Below are 18,770 nucleotides of genomic sequence, written 5' to 3'. Positions count from 1 at the left end.
ACAAGTGCCTTTCGGATATAGCGCAGCCACTCGTAGCTTGTAGCTCGTAGCTCGTAACTTATAATATTCCCCCAGCAGGAATTGTATGTAATCATATAATTTATATCTTTGCGAGCAAATAAACATCAACCCCTTACAAGGTTCAAATAATGAAACAGACTATTCTCACTATTTTCTTTGCAATCATAGCATTGGGAGCAAGCGCCCAATCCCCTATCTCCTTCCAGGTAAAAGCCGGAGTCGGTACCTCCAACTTCTATGGAGAAAATGTAGAAAGTGATACACGCATCGCCTACAAAGTAGGTATTGGTATGAACTATGAAGTCAACCGTACATGGGTATTCCAGCCCTCACTGAACTTTGTATCGATAGGTGCCCGTGAAGACATAGAGTCTGTAGGTAAAGCAAACATGAATGAGATGTACATTCAACTGCCTGTGATGATGGCCGCCCGCCTCAACCTCAGTAAAGATTACAGTGCCTCACTGAGTGCCGGTCCGTACATCGCTTATGGCGTAGGCGGCAAAACGTCGGGCGAAATACAACAATACGATTATAGCAGTAGCCACCATGGAGGAAATTATAAATTCCGTTTAGATACTTTCGGCAACATGATAGACGACAATATGGGTAACAAACGCTTTGATGCCGGACTCATGTTCGCCCTTAACTTTGAGTATCACAAATTCATTTTCGGAGCGGAGCTCCAATTGGGGATGATTAAAGTAAACGACCAGTTGGATAATCTGTTACAGAACTCCGGCGTTGAAAAATTCTCTCCCAAAAACCTCTCTTCTTTTTTTACTGTGGGATATAGGTTCTAATTTCCGGAAGGCTGCATTTGCTCTACCTGTTTCCGCTTCATTTCATTCAGTACACTGCCTGTCAGTGGAATGGCGAGCAAGAAAGTAAGAAGGTCTGCGGCGGCTTGGCACATCTCCACTCCCTGCAAACCCAGATAGTAAGGCAAAATAAAAATCAACGGAATAAAAAATAGTCCCTGACGGGCAGACGAAAGAATGGTAGCCTTGACAGGCTTACGGATGGTTTGCAACATCATGTTGCTGACCACAATCCAGGCCCCCAGAGGGAAAGTAATAAACTGCCAGCGCAATGCAGCAGCCCCCACCGCAATCACATCGGGGTCTCCCTTACGGAATACGGAAACAATCTCTTCGGCAAACCCCATACCTGCCACCGCACACACCAGTAAGAATACAGAACCTACCTTCACGCAAAACCAGAAGCCCTGGCGTACGCGTCCATAAAGTCCCGCCCCATAATTGAAACCGCACACTGGCTGGAAACCTTGCCCGAAGCCTATCAGGAAAGCATTGATGAACATGGCAATGCGAGTGACAATAGACATACCCGCAATGGCAGCATCTCCATAAGTTCCGGCAGCCACATTCAGCAAGATAGTTGCCACACTTGCCAACCCCTGGCGAGCAAGCGAAGGTGTGCCTCCGCCGATAATCTCTTTTATAAAAGCCAGTGAGGGCGTGAAATTCTTGAAACGGATACGGATATTTCCTCCCTTGCTGCCCATATACAGCAGCAGAGAGAAACTGCAGATCTGACTGATGACCGTAGCCAATGCAGCACCCGATATCCCCATATCGAAGACAAAAATCAGAATAGGGTCCAATATCACATTAATCACCGCACCCGATACGATTCCTACCATCGCATACGCCGCATTTCCCTGGAAACGGATTTGATTGTTCATCACAAGAGAAGCAGTCATAAACGGAGCGCCCAGCAGGATAATGCCCAGATACTTCTCCGTATAAGGTAATATGGTAGGCGTAGACCCTAATGCCAACGAGAGCGGAGTAAGAAATATCAGTCCGGTTACCGCCAGGACGATTCCCATAAACAATGCCCAGAAGAAGCCTGTTGCCGCCATCTTTTCGGCATTCTCAGTCTCCTGCGCACCCAGCTTCCGCGAAATGTAGTTTCCCGAACCATGTCCGAAGAAGAACCCCACCGCCTGAATGATGGACATGACAGAGAACACAATCCCTACAGCCGCCGTGGACTGGGTATTGATTTTCCCCACAAAGTACGTGTCCGCCATGTTATAGAACGACGTAACCAACATACTGATAATCGTGGGCACCGCCAACGATACTATCAGACGGGGCACCGGGGCTGTGGTCAGATAGACATAATTATCTTTTGCCGAATGTCTCATAGAATTTTCACAATCTCTGCAAGCAGTTCATCGATGGTCCGCATGGTAATAGCTTCCCCGTCTGCCGGATGAAGCACAAAGGTGCCGTTACCTTTCAAATCTCCTGTTTCTATATAAACGTCCGACTTGACGTTTCGGTTTGCCAGAATACCATTTCTTTGCAGGGCTTTCCGCACCATGGCATATTTCTGCCCATGTCCGATGAGCCGAACTTGGGAAGTATATTCATTATTCACACGAAACAATCCCGTCTCCAGATCGAATACAATGCCCTTACGGGCAAAAAAGCAACTGAGGCTTCCGTTCAGCGAAAGGTCTTCGGGGGTGCCGATGGTAACCCCGTTCACCTTGTCCATCAGCCAGATTTTATCGGCAATCTGCAAGGCAAGTTCCAGGTCGTGAGTAGAAAGAAAGATGGTCTTATCCGTCTGACGGCTCAGCAGATGAAGCAACTGCATCATCTCCACCTTGCTTGGAAAATCGAGAAAAGCGGTCGGCTCATCCAGATAAATAACCGGGGTTTCCTGAGCAAGAGCTTTGGCAATCATCACTTTTTGCCGTTCACCGTCGCTCAGCGTATGCACCATGCGGTGGGTCAAATGAGAAATTCCGACCAATTCGATGGCATGATCCACCACTGCCTTGTCTTCTTTGGAAAGTGTTCCCCAAAAACCAGTATACGGACTGCGCCCCAAGCCGACAAGCTCTACCACAGACATATTGCGGATATCGCACTTTTCGGTCAGAACCACGCTGATTACTTTTGATAGCTGCTTGTCCGTATAAGAACTGATATCTTTTCCCTCAATACAAATTTCACCGGATAGCCTCGGCTGAAAAGCGGAAAGGGTGCGCAGCAATGTAGATTTCCCTACGCCATTTGCACCCAGCAGGCAAGTCAGTTCTCCGCTGTTGATGCCAGCACAAATGTCCCTTGCCACGACTTTCACATCTCCTTTACCGGGATAGCCGATACACAAATTCTCAATATGTATAGTCTCTTGTTTCAAAACCTTTCTATTTTCAACATTCAAACTACTCTTCCAGCTCTCCTTTTCGCTTTCTGAAAAGCACGGATGCCACCACCGGAGCACCTACCAACGCCGTCACCGAATTCACAGGCAAAGCTCCCTCAAGTCCCGGCATACGGGCGATAAGGTTACAAATCAATGCCAGTGAAGCCCCCACCAGCAATGTGGAAGGCATCAATATCCGATGGTCGGATGTATGGAAAATTGCTCGGCAAAGATGGGGAACAGCCAGACCGATAAACATAATCGGACCGCAATATGCCGTCACAATCGCTACCAGTACACCTGAACAGGATATCACCAACAGACGTGCCCGCTTAATGTTCAGCCCCAAGTTCCGTGCATACCCATCGCCCAGCAGCAACAGATTCATCGTCTTTATCAGCAAAAACGAGAGTGGTAGCAAGACCGCCATGATACAGACAAACAGTATCATCTGGTCACCCGACACACGGGCAAAGCTACCCAGTCCCCAAATGACGTATGCGCGAATATCTTCCTCCACACTGAAATATTTCAATACGCCGATAATGGCACTTGCCACATAACCAATCATCACACCGATAATCAGCAGCGTCACATTTCCCTTTACTTTCTGTGAAACGTATACGATAAGCGCCATCACGGACAGTGCCCCGATAATCGCCGCAATGGACAACGCCACTTCTCCCATATATCCGAGCTTACTCAATGCCACACCGCCCATCGCTCCCGATAGCAATACCACACAGGCTACTCCCAGACTGGCACCCGAACTGATACCCAATACTGACGGTCCTGCCAGCGGATTCCGGAAAACCGTTTGCATCTGCAAACCACTCACCGATAGCCCTGCTCCCGCCACCAATGCCGTCAATGCCTGCGGCACACGGGATTTCCAAATAATATTCTGCCAGATAATGGACTCATCCGTACTCCCCCAAAGAATGTTCCAGACGGAACGTAACGGGATATGGACCGACCCTAACAACAAGTTCAACAGGAAGAACAGAAAGATGGATGCCAGTATTACCAGCATCAAGAGCAGCGTCGGTCTTTTCATTGCAAACGTGCGTAGTATTTAGGTTGGTAATCGGGCAATAAATCGGGATGGAAAGCGTGAATCAAATCTTCCAGTACTACTTCCGGCTCCATCGGCATACTTTCGTAGAAAGGTTGTTCGCGCATATTGCAATAAATGACACCCTTGTCACGGAATGCACGGAAATCAGCATAACGCGGATCAAGGGATTTCAAGGCGCCATAAGAAAAAGTACCGTCGTAACTGTTCACGATGCGCCAGTAATCGGCATTTTCCGCCTGGCTGTATACAGTTTCAAAATCCAGTGTAACGCCACCGGAACGGGGATCGTCCTTCAAAAAATAGTCAGCTCCCGCATCGCGGAACAACTGTGCCAGGAAGCTCTTCCCTCCTACCGCATACCAGTTACCGCCACGTATTTCACCACTAAACACCACCGGACGTTTTTTCACATCGGCAGCCAGTTGTTTCAGGTCATTGTAATGCTTCTCGATAGCTGCAAATTTCTCGTTCGCCTCTTTCTCCTGCCCGATAAACAGTCCGATGAACTTAATCCACTCAGCTTGACCCAACGGAGTCATTTCCTTATATCCCAGATGAGGAACCAACGGAATGCCTATCTCACGCATCGTATCATATCCGCCACGCTTGAAGGGAGAAATAAAGATGACATCGGGATTGACACTCATGATTATCTCATTATCGAAATTTCCTTCGATACCGATTTTAGCAGTCTTACCCGACTTCAAACGCTCATTCATTTCTTTATTAAAGAGATGACGGGTGCTGGTTATACCGACCACCTTATCACAAGCCTCCAGTTTGATGAAATTGGATAGCTGAAGCGAAGTCATGCAAATGGCACTGCGCACAGGTGTTTCAATCACTGTATAATCGGAAGGAATGTTCTCAGCTTTCAGTCCCCGGGGCACCAGGGCATAATGAAAAGTGCTATTGTTTTCATTTTGCGGGTCGCGAAGATTCACCAAACGAACATGGTTAGGAAGATACTTCACCTCGAATCCTTCCGCATAAACCGGATATATTGAATCCGTAGTCGAAACAGAAGCTACAGTAGCCTGTATATCAGTAGAATTTTGTTTATTTTTCGGGCCACAAGCCACACATAAGACACTAAGAAAAGCGGCAGTTATTGCAGTAGTTCGTTTCATCACTATAAAGGTGTATAGAATTCGGGCACAATATTCGTCATTTTTAGGGAGATACGCAAATACCCGTCCAATAATTTAACCGAATTTGTGCCCGAACACCTATTATATAAGTATGTCTAAAAATTCATCAGGTCATTCAGCGCTTCGCTCATGCTGGGATGTGTAAAGATGTAATCCCGCAGGAATGTATATTCTTGTCCTGTTTTCATTACAATTGATACAATGTTGATTATTTCACTCGTTTCCGGACCGAACAGGGTGCAACCCACTATTTTATTGGTATGGGCATCTACCACCACCTTGAATAGTCCGTCCGTCTCACCCAACGTTCGTGCACGCGGAATAGCACCGACAGGCAAGGTATTTACTTTAATATCCAATCCTTTCTTACGTGCTTCCGCTTCGCTCAGTCCGATACGTGCCAAAGGAGGGTCGATAAATACTGAATAGCTGACAGGGTCACGATCATCCGTGCGGCGTTCTCCGGCACCGAACAAATCTTCACGGATAATGCGGTAATCATCCAGAGAAATATAAGTGAACTGTAAGCCGCCTTTCACATCACCGATAGCACGGATATGGGGATTCGTAGTCCGCAACCATTTATCCACGATAATGGCTCCACGCTCATCCACCTTCACTCCTGCCACATCCAGATTTAAACCCGAAGTATTCGGACGACGACCTGTTGCCAGTAAAATGGCATCTCCTTCTAAATGGTGAATCTCGTTCGTCGCAACATCCTGATAAATCACCGTTGAACCGTCTACCGACTGCACACGTGCATTCAGATGAAAAACAATGCCTTTCTTCTCCAATACCGACTTTACACTGTCTGCAATGTCCCTGTCTTCACGGCCTATCAGTTCCGGATAGCCTTCAAGCACCGTCACCTTTGAACCGAAAGAAGCATACATGGAAGCAAATTCCAGTCCGATATACCCTCCGCCTACAATTACCAATTGTTCAGGAAGTTCTTCCAGTTCCATAATGGAAGTACTGGTGTATACACGAGGATTATCCTTTATTCCTTCGATGGGAGGTATGATGGTTTCCGCTCCGGTATTTATAAATATTTGCGGTGCCTGCAATTCTATCACTTCTTCCGTCGTCCTGACTTCTACCACATCGGGGCCTGTAAATGCACCTACACCCGTATAAACCGTTATATTGGGATTGTCGGCCAGATTATGATAGTTCTTGTTCCGCAGAAAAGAAGTAACCTCTTCCTTACGACCGATGGCCTGACGGTAATATTCCTTCTTTTCTTCCCACGCAGCCTTTACCGGAGTTTCCTTGGCCAGATGCACCAGCGTCTTTGTAGGAATACAGCCGATGTTGATACAAGTGCCTCCGTACATACGGTTTGAACGTTCCACTACTGCAACCGTCTTCTGGCGTTTTGCAAATTCGGCAGCCAGGGTCTTTCCTCCCTTCCCGAAGCCGATAATAATAGCATCATACTTTTTCATATCTCTATTTCTTTAATTGTTTCAGTACGCTTTTCGCACTGTCTGCTAATATAACAATTGCACCCGCCAAAATGGCTGTATCTTTTATAACTAATCTTCCAGCACCGGTCAATAACGGGAAACCGGACTCGCCACTGCCCAAATCAGGCACCCATACTTCGGGCGTGGTGACAAGGAAAGACAGCGTGCCGATAGTCATAATAATTGCAAGTCCTGCTCCTACCAAACCGACTTTCGGCCAGAAAATGCCCAGAAAAGTAAGAACACCAATGGTCATGATGAGAATGCCCAGCCCATGAGAAAAGCCATACGTATTGTTTTCCTTATGCCACTCATGCTTCACGGCATCAAATTCACCTTCTTTCAGTTTGTATTCCTTATATTCAGGAGCACTATGCGTATAGAAGAAGCTCATAAAAGGGCTGTTTGCCACAAAAGGCACGATACCTTCGGCTTCATAATTCCAGAACTTCAATCCGCCTATCCAAACGAAAATAACCAGAATTGCCACACGGATAAGATTGACACCCAACTTCTGAGTTGACGCAGCCAAAGTAAGGGCCGCCACGAACATTGATTGTAATTTTGTTTTCATACGATTATTGCATTAATTAATTGTTTTGTTTTTCTGATGCAAAAATCGGGGTTTATGTCGGGGTGTGAAATGGCAATTCTGCCGTATCAGTTGGCAATATTTCCCGTTGTGTTCGATTTACGGAAATCCGACACACTTTCGCCCGTCATTTTCTTGAAAAAGCGGCTGAATGTGGACAAATCTTCGAAGCCAAGAAGTTCACTGATTTCCTTGGCGCTTTTGGAAGTGTAGAGCAGTAAACGTTTGGCTTCCGCTTCCACCCGTTCGTGAATGATGCGCAAAGGGGAAGGGACTCCGCAGGAAGAAAACAGATTGGAAAGTGTCTTGGGAGAACGGAATAAAAGGTCGGCATAATCCTGCACTTGTTTCTTTTCACGGAAATTCTGGTCAACTAATATATAGAAGCGGCGGACGATATCGAAAGCTTTCTCCTGTTCCGGAGTAACGCCGCACTTCTCACGGGCAATGCGGGTACAGGTGATGATGAAACGTTTAAGGATGATGCGCAGCATTTCTTCTTGCAGATTATCGCAAACGGCAGATTCCTGACGGAAGATACGGACAATATCATTCAGATTGGCAGCCTGCTCCTGAGAGAGCTTTAATCGCATCACTTGGGAGGAACCGTGAAAAAGGAAACCATTGCACGATACTTCGTCATCATGTCCGAAGATGCAGTAGAAATTACTATTGAACAGAAAAGTGAGGTATTCACCTTCCACCGATTTTATTTCGATATGATGCAGGGGTGTAAGACAGGCGATTTCGTCTTGTTCCAGCCGCATCGGGATATGGTCTATTTCAACAGTCAGAGCACCCTTCCTCACCCAAAGAAATTTATATAAGGTAGTATCTTGTTGCAGTGATTTATTTTCGTGAAAGCAAGAAGTCATTGCCAAGTTCCCGTTCAGGGGAGTATTTAATTGATAATCCATCATATAATTAAGAGTTAGTGTTCTTTGTCGCACATTGAAGTACAAAAATACATCATTTCGCAGGGAATGCAAGGAAAAAGGGATGATTTATTCAAGCACCTTCTCTTATCTATTCAAATACAATCATTATTACAATAATATTTCAAATTACTTTCGTACCTTTGCAGCGTTACTTCTTAAAAATGAATAAGTAACAATCAATAATCATTTAAATAATAAAAACATGAAAAAAATTACATTTATTCTTGTGGTCCTCATGGCTACAGTATTTTCTGCATGCAGCAGTGATGAAGACAACGATTCAAACTCTTTAGACGGAACTACCTGGGTTGCTGATGATGAAGACGAAATACGCACATTAAAATTCCAAAAAACAACATTCACCTATATTTTTCAACATGATACTAATGGAGATGGAGTTATAAATGCAGCAGATGGGAAAGATGAATCCACAGGTACTTACTCTTTAGACGGTAATAAAATAACCATCAAAGAAAACCAAAATACAAGTCAGGGCACAATCTCCGGAGACAAGATGGTCCTCAGTGCCAATGGTGATTCTGTAACTTACTATAAGAAATAGATTACATCACTAACAAACATGTCCACCCCCGTCATATTCGTATCCCTCGGCCCCGGAGAACCGGAACTTATCACCCTGAAAGGCTTGAAAGCCCTGCAAAATGCCGATTGCATCTTCTGTCCCGAAACTCACACAACAAACGGACGTACCTTATCACGTGCTGCCGATATACTGCACGCACTGGATATTCCGGATACACTTCTCTCCCGTTTCGCATTGCCCATGAGTAAGAACCGGGAACAGGCATTGACTGCTTATAATAAAGTGTATGCCGCATCTGCACAGCTTTATAAAAAGAATAAAAAAGTCTGTATCGTTGCCGAAGGAGATGCCGGCCTCTACTCTTCCGTTCATTATATCTTTGATAGGCTGCAAGCCGACGGCATCCCCGTGCAGCATATTGCCGGTATCCCTGCTTTTATTGCAGCAGGTGCTTGTGCTGGACTTCACATAGCCAGTCAGGAAGAACGGCTGACTGTCATTCCCGGCATCATAACCACTGAAGAGATTGAGAAGTATATGCAGGAAAAAACCACCATTGTTATCATGAAACTCTCTCAATGCACCAATGAAGTTCACCATTGCATTCATCTGCATCCTGAGTATGCTTACCATTATTTTGAAAACGTAGGGACCGAAAATGAAATATATTTAAATGATGTCCCGCTGATTGATGAGCGTACCTTCCCCTATTTTTCAATACTCATCATTCGCCGACAAGAAAACATACATAAAGAATAAAAGGAGTTTTTGTTCTGTTTCTCTTCCTCCTTATTACCCGAACCGTACCAAAGCCGTATCAGCTCCGTATTAGCTCCGTATCTATACGTTTAGACCAGATACGGCTTTGATACGGACCAGACACGGAGCGGGTACGGTGCAGCCCCGGGTATTGGTCTAAATTTCCGATTTAATACTATTTCGCACATAATAAACACAAATTTTCCGAAAATGCACTACCTTTGTCCCCATTGTAAACTTAAAAAGAGAAATAGACATGAAAAAACTTGCATTGTATATGTTTATGCTCGTTCTGAGCATTGGTTACGTTTCAGCACAGGGGAAAGCTGATATTAAGTTTGATAAGACTTCACACGACTTCGGTACGTTTTCTGAAAACGATCCGGTTGTAAGTTGTGTATTCACATTCACCAACGTGGGCGATGCTCCATTGGTAATCCATCAAGCCGTAGCTTCCTGTGGATGTACAGTTCCCGAATATACCCAGGAACCCGTATTGCCAGGTAAAACCGGAACCGTTAAGATTACCTACAACGGCACAGGTAAATATCCGGGACACTTCAAAAAGTCCATCACCTTGCGTACAAATGCTAAAACTGAAATGATGAGACTCTTTGTAGAAGGAGATATGACACCGAAAGATGCGAAATAAGCATCTTTATATATAAGAATAAAGGAGAATTTTTCAATTCTCCTTTTTTTTTGCTTTCTTTGAAGCTGATTTGGATAAAATAATCAATTAATGGACGACATAATAACTATAAAACATAAAAGCAATTAAGAAACTATGAAACAAGAAGAAGAGAAATTGACCGGTCTGCCGGAAAATGCATTCCGTGAACTGAAACCGGGCGAGGTCTACAACCCGTTGATGAGCCCTGACAAGAAGTACCCGGAAGTTAACCTTTGGTCTGTATTATGGGGTATCGCTATGGCTATCCTCTTTTCGGCTGCGGCAGCCTATCTGGGGTTGAAAGTAGGACAAGTGTTCGAAGCAGCCATTCCTATTGCAATTATTGCCGTGGGTGTATCAGGCGCAGCCAAACGTAAGAATGCGTTAGGCGAAAATGTCATTATCCAATCCATCGGCGCCAGCTCCGGCGTTATCGTGGCAGGTGCCATCTTTACCCTGCCCGCCTTATATATTCTACAAGAAACTTATCCGGAAGAAATCACAGTAACTTTCACTCAGGTATTCATCAGCTCTCTGTTGGGAGGTGTGTTGGGTATTCTCTTCCTTATTCCGTTCCGTAAATATTTTGTAAGCGATATGCATGGCAAATATCCTTTCCCCGAGGCAACAGCTACCACACAGGTACTTGTATCGGGCGAGAAAGGCGGAAGCCAGGCCAAACCGTTGCTGTTGGCAGGTATTATCGGAGGTCTGTATGACTTCATCGTTGCCACATTCGGCTGGTGGAACGAAAATTTCACCACACGCGTATGCGGCTTTGGTGAGATGCTGGCTGATAAAGCAAAACTGGTATTCAAAGTGAATACAGGTGCGGCCGTACTCGGTTTGGGATATATTGTAGGTCTGAAATATGCCTCTATCATCTGTGCCGGCTCACTGGCTGTATGGTGGATTATCATTCCGGGAATGTCCATGATCTGGGGCGATAGCGTGCTGAACCAGTGGAACCCGTCAATTGTGGCTACCGTAGGCAGCATGGCTCCCGAAGAAATTTTTAATTATTATGCCAAGAGCATCGGTATCGGAGGTATCGCTATGGCAGGTATCATCGGTATCATCAAGTCGTGGGGCATCATCAAGAGTGCCGTAGGACTGGCAGCTAAAGAGATGGGTGGAAAATCCAATGTAGAAGCTAGCATGAAGCGTACTCAGCGCGATATTTCTATGAAGATTATTGCTATCGGTTCTATTATAACACTGTTGCTGGTATTCTTATTCTTCTACTTTGATGTAATGCAAGGCAGTTTGCTGCATACTGTGGTAGCTATTCTATTGGTAGCAGGTATCGCTTTCCTGTTTACGACTGTGGCTGCCAATGCTATTGCAATCGTAGGTACGAACCCGGTTTCCGGCATGACGCTGATGACATTGATTCTGGCATCGGTAGTGATGGTATCTGTCGGTTTGAAAGGCCCTGAGGGAATGGTAGCCGCATTAGTAATGGGTGGTGTTGTGTGTACGGCACTGTCTATGGCAGGTGGTTTCATTACCGATTTGAAGATCGGTTACTGGCTAGGTAGTACACCCGCCAAGCAGGAAGCCTGGAAGTTCCTCGGAACAATTGTTTCAGCTGCAACCGTAGGTGGTGTAATGATTATCCTGAATAAGACATACGGATTTACCAGCGGACAACTGGCTGCTCCGCAAGCTAACGCAATGGCAGCAGTTATCGAACCGTTAATGAATGGTGTGGGTGCTCCCTGGTTGCTTTACGGCATTGGTGCAGTGCTTGCTATTGTACTGAATGCATTCAAGATTCCTGCATTGGCATTTGCATTGGGTATGTTTATTCCGTTACAACTGAACATTCCTCTCGTTGTGGGTGGCGCTGTGAACTGGTACGTAACAAGCCGCAGCAAGGATGCCGCTCTCAATGCAGAACGCGGTGAAAAAGGTACATTGCTGGCTTCCGGTTTCATTGCCGGCGGTGCCCTGATGGGAGTAGTCAGTGCAGCAATGCGTTTCGGCGGCATCAATCTGGTGAATGACGCCTGGGTAAACAATACCTGGTCCGAAGTATTGGCATTGGGTGCTTATGCACTGCTGATTATCTACTTCATCAAAGCTTCGATGAAAACAAAATAAGAAATATAATATGAAAGTAATCCTATTTTTTACAGCATTGTTTATGTCAACTCTGCTATCTGCTCAGAAGCCCGTTGAGATACCCTTGTGGCCTAACGGGGCTCCTAATACAAACGGACTGACAGGCGACCAGGAAGATTTGAATGGTGGCCGTGTGGCCAACGTTGTCAATCCTACAATCACGGTCTATCGCCCCGCAAATCCCAATGGCATGACTATCCTCATGTGCCCGGGCGGTGGATATGCCCGCCTGGCCATGAACCATGAAGGCCATGATATGGCTTCCTGGTTCAACACACAGGGGATCACTTATGTGGTTCTGAAATACCGTATGCCAAATGGTCATCGTGAAGTTCCTCTCTCTGATGCGGAACAAGCAATTCGCATTATCCGCCAGCATGCCCAGGAATGGGGTATCAATCCGAAACGTGTAGGCGTTATGGGAGCATCGGCAGGCGGACATCTGGCAGCGTCACTTTCCACACTATACGGTAGCGATGAAACGCGTCCGGATTTCCAAATTCTGCTTTATCCTGTTATTTCTATGGTACCGGGTATCACTCACGGAGGTTCCCGCCAGAATCTTCTCGGTAATAATCCGACAAAGGAACTGGAAGCAGACTATTCACTGGAACGCCGTGTATCTCCCCGCTCTCCGCAAGCTTTCATTGTGCTTTCTGCGGATGATGGAGCCGTACCTCCTATGAATAGCATCGGCTACTTCCTTGCCCTCAACCAACAGAAGGTTCCCGTCTCCATGCACATCTATCCCATCGGCGGACATGGCTGGGGATTCCGTGACAACTTCACATACAAACGCCAGTGGACGGAAGAACTGGAAAAGTGGTTGCGTGACGGATTGAAATTTGAGAAGAAATAAAAATCATTATAGCTCATGAAAAGACTGACTCTTATCACCTGCCTCGCATTGCTCCCCCTCGCCCTTCCGGCACAGGAGGACCGCTACGACCAGTTGACCAATCCGAAGTTGACCCACATCAACAAAATGGCTCCCCGAAGCACATTTACTTCTTATGTAAGTGAAGAAGATGCCATTGTCAATGACCGGACAAACGGCACATATCGCCTTTCCCTCAACGGGAAATGGAAGTTCAATTATGTGGAGAACTTCGCCGACCGTCCCACCGACTTTATGAACGCACGTACTGACGTGAATCGTTGGCCCGATATCAACGTACCGGGCAACTGGGAATTGCAGGGTTTCGGTACACCTATCTACGTCAATCAACCCTATGAATTTTGCTCCAAAGGTTACGAACCCTATTGGGACAAACCGAATCCGCCTTATGTCCCCAAGGACTGGAATCCTACCGGAACCTATCGTCGTGAATTTATCATAGGGAACGATTGGGACGGAAAAGAGATTTTCCTCAGTGCCGACGGTGTGCGGGGTGCTGCCTTCTACTACATCAACGGCAAATTTGTAGGCATGAGCAAAGATGCTAAAACTCCTGCCCGATTCAATGTGACCGGCATGGCAAAAAGAGGCAAGAATATCATTGCCATTCAAGTGCACCGTTTCTCGGATGCCAATTATTTGGAATGTCAAGACTTCTGGCGCATCAGCGGTATCGAGCGTGATATTTATATATACGCCACTCCAAAGATTCACATTGCCGACTTCAAAGTGGAAACTCCACTGGATCCTTATTACAAAGACGGTATCCTGAAACTGAAAGTAAAGCTTACGAATGAAAGCGATATCAAATCTCCGTATGTGGTATCCTACCGGCTGTTAGACAATGAAGACCAGCAAGTCACCCAATCCTCCACCCGCGTGGAAGGAGACCAAACCGAAGTGGAATTTACCAAGAAAACCCTCCGTGGTGTAAAACAATGGACTGCAGAAACTCCGAATCTCTATACACTTGTCATCAGCCTGAAACGTACGAATGGTGAAGTGATAGAAGCTACCAGTTGCAAAGTGGGCTTCCGCACGATAGAGATTAAGGATAAGCAATTGCTCGTAAATGGTGTGCCCATCCTTGTGAAAGGTGTGAATGTTCATGAGCATAATGAATACACCGGACATTACGTTCCGGAAGAACTTATGCTGAAAGACTTTGAGCTCTGGAAAAAGTATAATGTGAACACAGTACGCACTTGTCACTATCCACAACAAGAACGTTTCTACGAACTTTGTGACCAATATGGTATCTACGTTATCGATGAAGCCAATATCGAAAGCCATGGCATGGGTTATAACCTGAACGTAGGCGGTACCTTGGGTAACAATCCATTATTTATGAATGCCCACCTCGACCGTACCATGAATATGTACGAGCGAGATAAGAATCATCCGTCCGTCATCATCTGGTCATTGGGTAACGAAGCCGGAAACGGACTGAATTTCTATGTAACTTACAATACATTGAAGATGCTCGACAGCCGTCCTATCCAGTACGAACGCGCCGGATTAGAGTGGAATACAGATATCTATTGCCCTATGTATACTTCTCCTCAAAATATTGAAAAGTATGCGCAAAATAAGGAAATGACGCGTCCACTCATCTTGTGCGAATATGCCCATGCCATGGGCAACAGTCTTGGCAACTTTCAGGATTACTGGGATATCATTGAAAAGTATCCTATACTGCAAGGTGGTTGCATCTGGGACTGGGTAGACCAGGGATTTGCTGCTAAAACCAGCGACGGGCGTAAGTATTGGAACTATGGCGGTGATTATGGCGACAATGGCACTCCTTCCGACGGTAACTTCTGCATCAACGGTATAGTTTATCCCGACCGCAGCATCAAACCGCAGACAATTGAAATGGGTAAAGTTTACCAGAACATCAAGTTCATTAAATTCGACCCGCAAACCTGCACTGTACAAGTTCGCAATGATTTCTCCTTTACCGACCTGAATAAATACGATTTCCATTACATCGTACGCGACCATGGAAAAGAGATTTATAAAGGTAATATGGATAACATCAATGCAGCCCCGGGTAAGACAGCAACCAGCGGATTCCTACAAGGTATTCCTAAAGATAAGAATACTGTGGGAGATGTACGCATCGAATTCTATGCCACTATACGCCAGGCAGAACCCTTCTTGCCGGTGGGCACAGTGATTGCCCGCGAACAGACTTATATTCATCCGTTCTTCAAGAAAGAAGTTGTGCATCAGGAGCCTGCTAAGATGGAAGAAGTACTTTCACAGGTCGTTTTCAGCGGCGACGAATTCAAAGCAGCATTTGATAAGCAAAGCGGTCTGTTAGTGTCTTACATCTACAAGAAGCAGGAATATATTCACGACGGACAAGGTCCGCGTCCTTTCTTCTGGCGTGCACCTACTGATAACGATTACGGAGCAAAACTTCCTACTCGTCTGAAAGCATGGAGAGAGGCCAGTTATCAGACACTCCAAGCAGAATCATTCAATGTATCCAAAGAAGGTGACAATTCCATTGTAAAAGTAGCCTATCGTTTCCCGCAGACGGATGCACGCTGGGAGATTACTTATAAGATATTTGCCAATGGTATCATCAAAGTGAACAACCACTTTGTAGCCGAAGGAAAAGAAACCCCGATGATTCCACGTGTTGGTTTGCGTATGCAGTTGTCAGAAACATTGACCAACCTCACTTATTACGGTCGTGGACCGGAAGAGAATTATCGCGACCGTCGTACCTCCCAGTTTATCGGAGAGTACACCATTCCAATCAAAGATATGTATGAGCCGTATGTTCGTCCGCAAGAGAACGAGCACCGCACAGATATCTATTGGTGTGCCCTCACCAATAAGCAGAAAGGCGGTTTACTTTTCATTGCCGACCGTACATTCGAGTTGAATGCTTCCAACTATCCGCTCGGAACTTTGGATAGTGGTGAAACGATTGATAATGGCGCTCCACGCACAGAGAAAACCAACCATCGCCATCTTACCGATCCGCAACTGGAAAAGCTGGTAGATATGTTTATTGACTATCGCATGATGGGCGTTGGCGGTGACAACAGTTGGGGAGCTATGCCACACGAACCCTATCTGATTCGTCCCGGCGTAGAGAATGCCATCGAATATGGTTTCTCCATCGTACCGTTTGACAAGAAGACAGATTACAAAAATTTAATCTATCAATATTGAATTTAATCTGTCCAATTTAAGGATTTATGAAAAGGATGTCGTACTTTTGCGACATCCTTTTTTATTTATATTAAAAACGAAAGAACAATGAAAACAATGATTACACTCCTGTTCAGTGCACTTTGTGCGGTCACTGTCAATGCCCAAACAAATGACAATGAGAATGTCATGCTGAACAATGGAATAAAATTTCTGGATATTCCTTACGTAGCGCATACGTTGGAAGTAACTGATGGTGAAGAAGAACTTATCATCAATTGTGATGAGGTGGACTGCACCACTTTTGTAGAATATGCTCTTGCCATGGCCCTCTCTCCTACTGAAGACGGTCAGGTAGCCGAAGGTGACTTTGCTGATAAACTTCAGATGATCCGCTATCGTGACGGAAAGATAGACGGTTATACTTCCCGCTTACATTACATTGCGGACTGGGTAAACAACGGCGTTCGTAACGGTTTCCTGGAAGATTTAACCCCAACTTACAGTCCGCACACACAGAAGGTTGCTCTTTCTTATATGTCTTCTCATCCCGAACTGTACAAACAGTTGAGCAATTCTCCACAGAATGTAGCCAAGATGAAAGAGATTGAAAAATCATTGAATGGACAAGAGTTCCATTACATCCCAAAAGATAAGTTGCCGTTTAATGGCCTGCCTTGGATTAAGAATGGTGATATTATTGCTATTACTACAAATACTCCGGGACTGGATGTAGCTCATATGGGTATTGCTTTCTATGTGGATGGCAAGCTGAGTTTGCTGCATGCTTCTTCTAAGGAAAAGAAAGTGGTTGTTTCTAAAGTGGCTTTAGGACAGATGTTACAGAACAATCCGAGTTGGACAGGAATCCGGGTGCTGAGGATGAAGAAATAAGATATCCAATATAGTATTATAAAAAGGCGATGGAGAGTAAAAAAAGTCAAAGGAGTTTCCTCTTGGGGAAGAGGAAACTCCTTCAGCTCAACTCTACATTACGCGTCACATCTTCACGCCCACCTTTCCCAGCACCACTCGCACTCCTCTTGCCACAATGAAGCAACACGGAATGCCCACCACACAAACCAATGCCAACCGCATCAATGGAGAAACCGGCAAAAGTTCCATTACGAATATGCAACCGACCACAATAACAGGATGAATAAAATAAGCAGCATAGCTATCAGTTGATAATCTCTGAACCAAAGGAGTCGGTTTATTCCAATGGGCTTTCCCATACGCTAACAGAAAATAGCATATACCCACGCACATGACCGGCTCCCAAAGAGCATAGAACAAAGCCTGCAAATTCCAACCACCGGAAAACATATCCATCTTCTCTGAGAAATTGCTCATTACACATAACAAAGAAGGAATTCCGACAATAATAGCTATCAGAAACCAGGGAAGTGCATTCTTCACGCAGATTTTATCCAACCAATGATTGCGATGTGCTATAATCCCCAGCAAATACATACTTACATATAAGGGGAAAAAGCCCAGTTGCAACCCCAACACCTCACTTCCTACAGGAACATAAAGCCGGATGAAAAATGCAGATACACCGGTTATCACCATAAATATAAGAATACCTGTCACCGTAGGGCGTTTCCAATTCAACGTTAATCGCTTTGCACTGAAATGACGGTAGACAGCATAACTCAGTTCAAAAATCAACAGCGTAAATACAAACCACATGGGTCCAAAACCCGGTCGTCCCCATCCGCCGTATATCCAATACTCTAAAAGAGGATCAATCAGAAAACTATAAATCAAAAGAGGAATGCCCAAACGGTTAATACGGTCGTATATAAAAGATTTCATTCCTTTACGGTCGAAAGAAAAGGGCATCAGGTAGGCAGAAATGAAGAAGAAAAGACTCATGAAGTAAGACTGGTCAATAGCCATAGATGCTGAAAGCAATCCTTGAGTCAGTCCGGTAGTTGTTTCCTGCGAGATGTAATACCAGCCGCCGGAAGCACCGAAAGCAATGGCGGAATGATGATAAAACACCAGCATAGTCAAGAAAACGCGCAGTAAATCGAGATAATAAAAACGTATCCGGCTCATAATATGTATTTAATTTATGGTTAATAAAATAGGCTTGGAGATGTCTGAGAACACCTCCAAGCCCCCCCAGAAAAACTTAATAACAAC

At 45.3% G+C, this 18,770-nt stretch carries 16 protein-coding genes; 8 read left to right on the top strand and 8 right to left on the bottom strand.

The window, feature by feature from the left end:
- Window positions 1-149 precede the first annotated feature (149 nt).
- A complete protein-coding gene (locus QZ135_RS08885; protein ID WP_294608041.1) occupies window positions 150-824 on the top strand; it encodes a porin family protein in 675 nt (224 codons plus the stop codon).
- Here the strand turns inward: QZ135_RS08885 and QZ135_RS08880 are convergent.
- The 7 genes from QZ135_RS08880 to QZ135_RS08850 form a co-directional block, all read right to left on the bottom strand.
- Window positions 821-2,197 carry an MATE family efflux transporter gene (locus QZ135_RS08880; RefSeq protein WP_294608038.1) on the bottom strand — a complete coding sequence of 459 codons (1,377 nt, stop codon included), beginning with the start codon at window positions 2,195-2,197 and terminating at the stop codon, window positions 821-823. The genes QZ135_RS08885 and QZ135_RS08880 overlap by 4 nt on opposite strands.
- The gene (locus QZ135_RS08875) at window positions 2,194-3,207 is read right to left on the bottom strand and encodes an ABC transporter ATP-binding protein (RefSeq protein WP_294608037.1); all 1,014 of its coding nucleotides are present in this window, start codon (window positions 3,205-3,207) and stop codon (window positions 2,194-2,196) included. Before QZ135_RS08875 ends, QZ135_RS08880 begins: the two co-directional genes overlap by 4 nt.
- A gap of 25 nt (window positions 3,208-3,232) precedes the next feature.
- Complete coding sequence (locus tag QZ135_RS08870; protein WP_294608034.1) at window positions 3,233-4,270, bottom strand: iron ABC transporter permease; 1,038 nt, start codon at window positions 4,268-4,270, stop codon at window positions 3,233-3,235.
- Window positions 4,267-5,421 carry an ABC transporter substrate-binding protein gene (locus QZ135_RS08865; protein WP_294608032.1) on the bottom strand — a complete coding sequence of 385 codons (1,155 nt, stop codon included), beginning with the start codon at window positions 5,419-5,421 and terminating at the stop codon, window positions 4,267-4,269. The genes QZ135_RS08870 and QZ135_RS08865 overlap by 4 nt, the downstream gene beginning before the upstream one ends.
- Window positions 5,422-5,537: 116 nt before the next feature.
- Complete coding sequence (locus tag QZ135_RS08860; protein ID WP_294608030.1) at window positions 5,538-6,893, bottom strand: FAD-dependent oxidoreductase; 1,356 nt, start codon at window positions 6,891-6,893, stop codon at window positions 5,538-5,540.
- Window positions 6,894-6,897: 4 nt separating this feature from the next.
- Complete coding sequence (locus QZ135_RS08855; RefSeq protein WP_294608027.1) at window positions 6,898-7,488, bottom strand: DUF417 family protein; 591 nt, start codon at window positions 7,486-7,488, stop codon at window positions 6,898-6,900.
- Between the two features lie 86 nt (window positions 7,489-7,574).
- Window positions 7,575-8,423, bottom strand: a complete 849-nt coding sequence (locus QZ135_RS08850) for a helix-turn-helix domain-containing protein (RefSeq protein WP_294608055.1) — start codon at window positions 8,421-8,423, stop codon at window positions 7,575-7,577.
- Window positions 8,424-8,646: 223 nt separating this feature from the next.
- Between QZ135_RS08850 and QZ135_RS08845 the strand changes: the two genes are divergently transcribed.
- The 7 genes from QZ135_RS08845 (at window position 8,647) to QZ135_RS08815 (ending at window position 17,510) form a co-directional block, all read left to right on the top strand.
- On the top strand, window positions 8,647-9,006 hold the full coding sequence (locus QZ135_RS08845) for a lipocalin family protein (protein WP_294608024.1): 360 nt from the start codon (window positions 8,647-8,649) through the stop codon (window positions 9,004-9,006).
- Window positions 9,007-9,024: 18 nt separating this feature from the next.
- Window positions 9,025-9,747 carry a precorrin-2 C(20)-methyltransferase gene (locus tag QZ135_RS08840; protein WP_294608021.1) on the top strand — a complete coding sequence of 241 codons (723 nt, stop codon included), beginning with the start codon at window positions 9,025-9,027 and terminating at the stop codon, window positions 9,745-9,747.
- Between the two features lie 256 nt (window positions 9,748-10,003).
- Entirely contained in the window at window positions 10,004-10,399 is a 396-nt protein-coding gene (locus QZ135_RS08835) for a DUF1573 domain-containing protein (RefSeq protein ID WP_009127678.1), read from the top strand.
- A 135-nt stretch (window positions 10,400-10,534) separates the two neighbouring features.
- The gene (locus QZ135_RS08830; protein ID WP_007213898.1) at window positions 10,535-12,526 is read left to right on the top strand and encodes an oligopeptide transporter, OPT family; all 1,992 of its coding nucleotides are present in this window, start codon (window positions 10,535-10,537) and stop codon (window positions 12,524-12,526) included.
- Window positions 12,527-12,536: 10 nt separating this feature from the next.
- The gene (locus QZ135_RS08825) at window positions 12,537-13,406 is read left to right on the top strand and encodes an alpha/beta hydrolase (RefSeq protein ID WP_294608017.1); all 870 of its coding nucleotides are present in this window, start codon (window positions 12,537-12,539) and stop codon (window positions 13,404-13,406) included.
- A gap of 15 nt (window positions 13,407-13,421) precedes the next feature.
- Window positions 13,422-16,637 carry a glycoside hydrolase family 2 TIM barrel-domain containing protein gene (locus tag QZ135_RS08820; protein ID WP_294608015.1) on the top strand — a complete coding sequence of 1,072 codons (3,216 nt, stop codon included), beginning with the start codon at window positions 13,422-13,424 and terminating at the stop codon, window positions 16,635-16,637.
- Between the two features lie 87 nt (window positions 16,638-16,724).
- A complete protein-coding gene (locus QZ135_RS08815) occupies window positions 16,725-17,510 on the top strand; it encodes an N-acetylmuramoyl-L-alanine amidase-like domain-containing protein (RefSeq protein WP_294608012.1) in 786 nt (261 codons plus the stop codon).
- Window positions 17,511-17,615: 105 nt separating this feature from the next.
- Here QZ135_RS08815 and QZ135_RS08810 read toward each other — a convergent pair whose 3' ends face one another.
- On the bottom strand, window positions 17,616-18,683 hold the full coding sequence (locus QZ135_RS08810; RefSeq protein WP_294608009.1) for an acyltransferase family protein: 1,068 nt from the start codon (window positions 18,681-18,683) through the stop codon (window positions 17,616-17,618).
- Between the last annotated feature and the right edge of the window lie 87 nt (window positions 18,684-18,770).

This window comes from uncultured Bacteroides sp., assembly GCF_905207245.1.
Taxonomy (GTDB): Bacteria; Bacteroidota; Bacteroidia; order Bacteroidales; family Bacteroidaceae; genus Bacteroides.
Note: the sequence above shows the minus strand (reverse complement) of the source record. Positions and strands in the feature narration are given on the sequence as shown.

Bases quoted from the DNA above. Each gene is read 5' to 3' on its own strand.
- QZ135_RS08885 (WP_294608041.1), top strand. From the start codon at position 150: ATGAAACAGACTATTCTCACTATTTTCTTTGCAATCATAGCATTGGGA.
- QZ135_RS08880 (WP_294608038.1), bottom strand. From the start codon at position 2,197: ATGAGACATTCGGCAAAAGATAATTATGTCTATCTGACCACAGCCCCG.
- QZ135_RS08870 (WP_294608034.1), bottom strand. From the start codon at position 4,270: ATGAAAAGACCGACGCTGCTCTTGATGCTGGTAATACTGGCATCCATC.
- QZ135_RS08865 (WP_294608032.1), bottom strand. From the start codon at position 5,421: ATGAAACGAACTACTGCAATAACTGCCGCTTTTCTTAGTGTCTTATGT.
- QZ135_RS08860 (WP_294608030.1), bottom strand. From the start codon at position 6,893: ATGAAAAAGTATGATGCTATTATTATCGGCTTCGGGAAGGGAGGAAAG.
- QZ135_RS08855 (WP_294608027.1), bottom strand. From the start codon at position 7,488: ATGAAAACAAAATTACAATCAATGTTCGTGGCGGCCCTTACTTTGGCT.
- QZ135_RS08850 (WP_294608055.1), bottom strand. From the start codon at position 8,423: ATGGATTATCAATTAAATACTCCCCTGAACGGGAACTTGGCAATGACT.
- QZ135_RS08845 (WP_294608024.1), top strand. From the start codon at position 8,647: ATGAAAAAAATTACATTTATTCTTGTGGTCCTCATGGCTACAGTATTT.
- QZ135_RS08840 (WP_294608021.1), top strand. From the start codon at position 9,025: ATGTCCACCCCCGTCATATTCGTATCCCTCGGCCCCGGAGAACCGGAA.
- QZ135_RS08835 (WP_009127678.1), top strand. From the start codon at position 10,004: ATGAAAAAACTTGCATTGTATATGTTTATGCTCGTTCTGAGCATTGGT.
- QZ135_RS08830 (WP_007213898.1), top strand. From the start codon at position 10,535: ATGAAACAAGAAGAAGAGAAATTGACCGGTCTGCCGGAAAATGCATTC.
- QZ135_RS08825 (WP_294608017.1), top strand. From the start codon at position 12,537: ATGAAAGTAATCCTATTTTTTACAGCATTGTTTATGTCAACTCTGCTA.
- QZ135_RS08820 (WP_294608015.1), top strand. From the start codon at position 13,422: ATGAAAAGACTGACTCTTATCACCTGCCTCGCATTGCTCCCCCTCGCC.
- QZ135_RS08815 (WP_294608012.1), top strand. From the start codon at position 16,725: ATGAAAACAATGATTACACTCCTGTTCAGTGCACTTTGTGCGGTCACT.
- QZ135_RS08810 (WP_294608009.1), bottom strand. From the start codon at position 18,683: ATGAGCCGGATACGTTTTTATTATCTCGATTTACTGCGCGTTTTCTTG.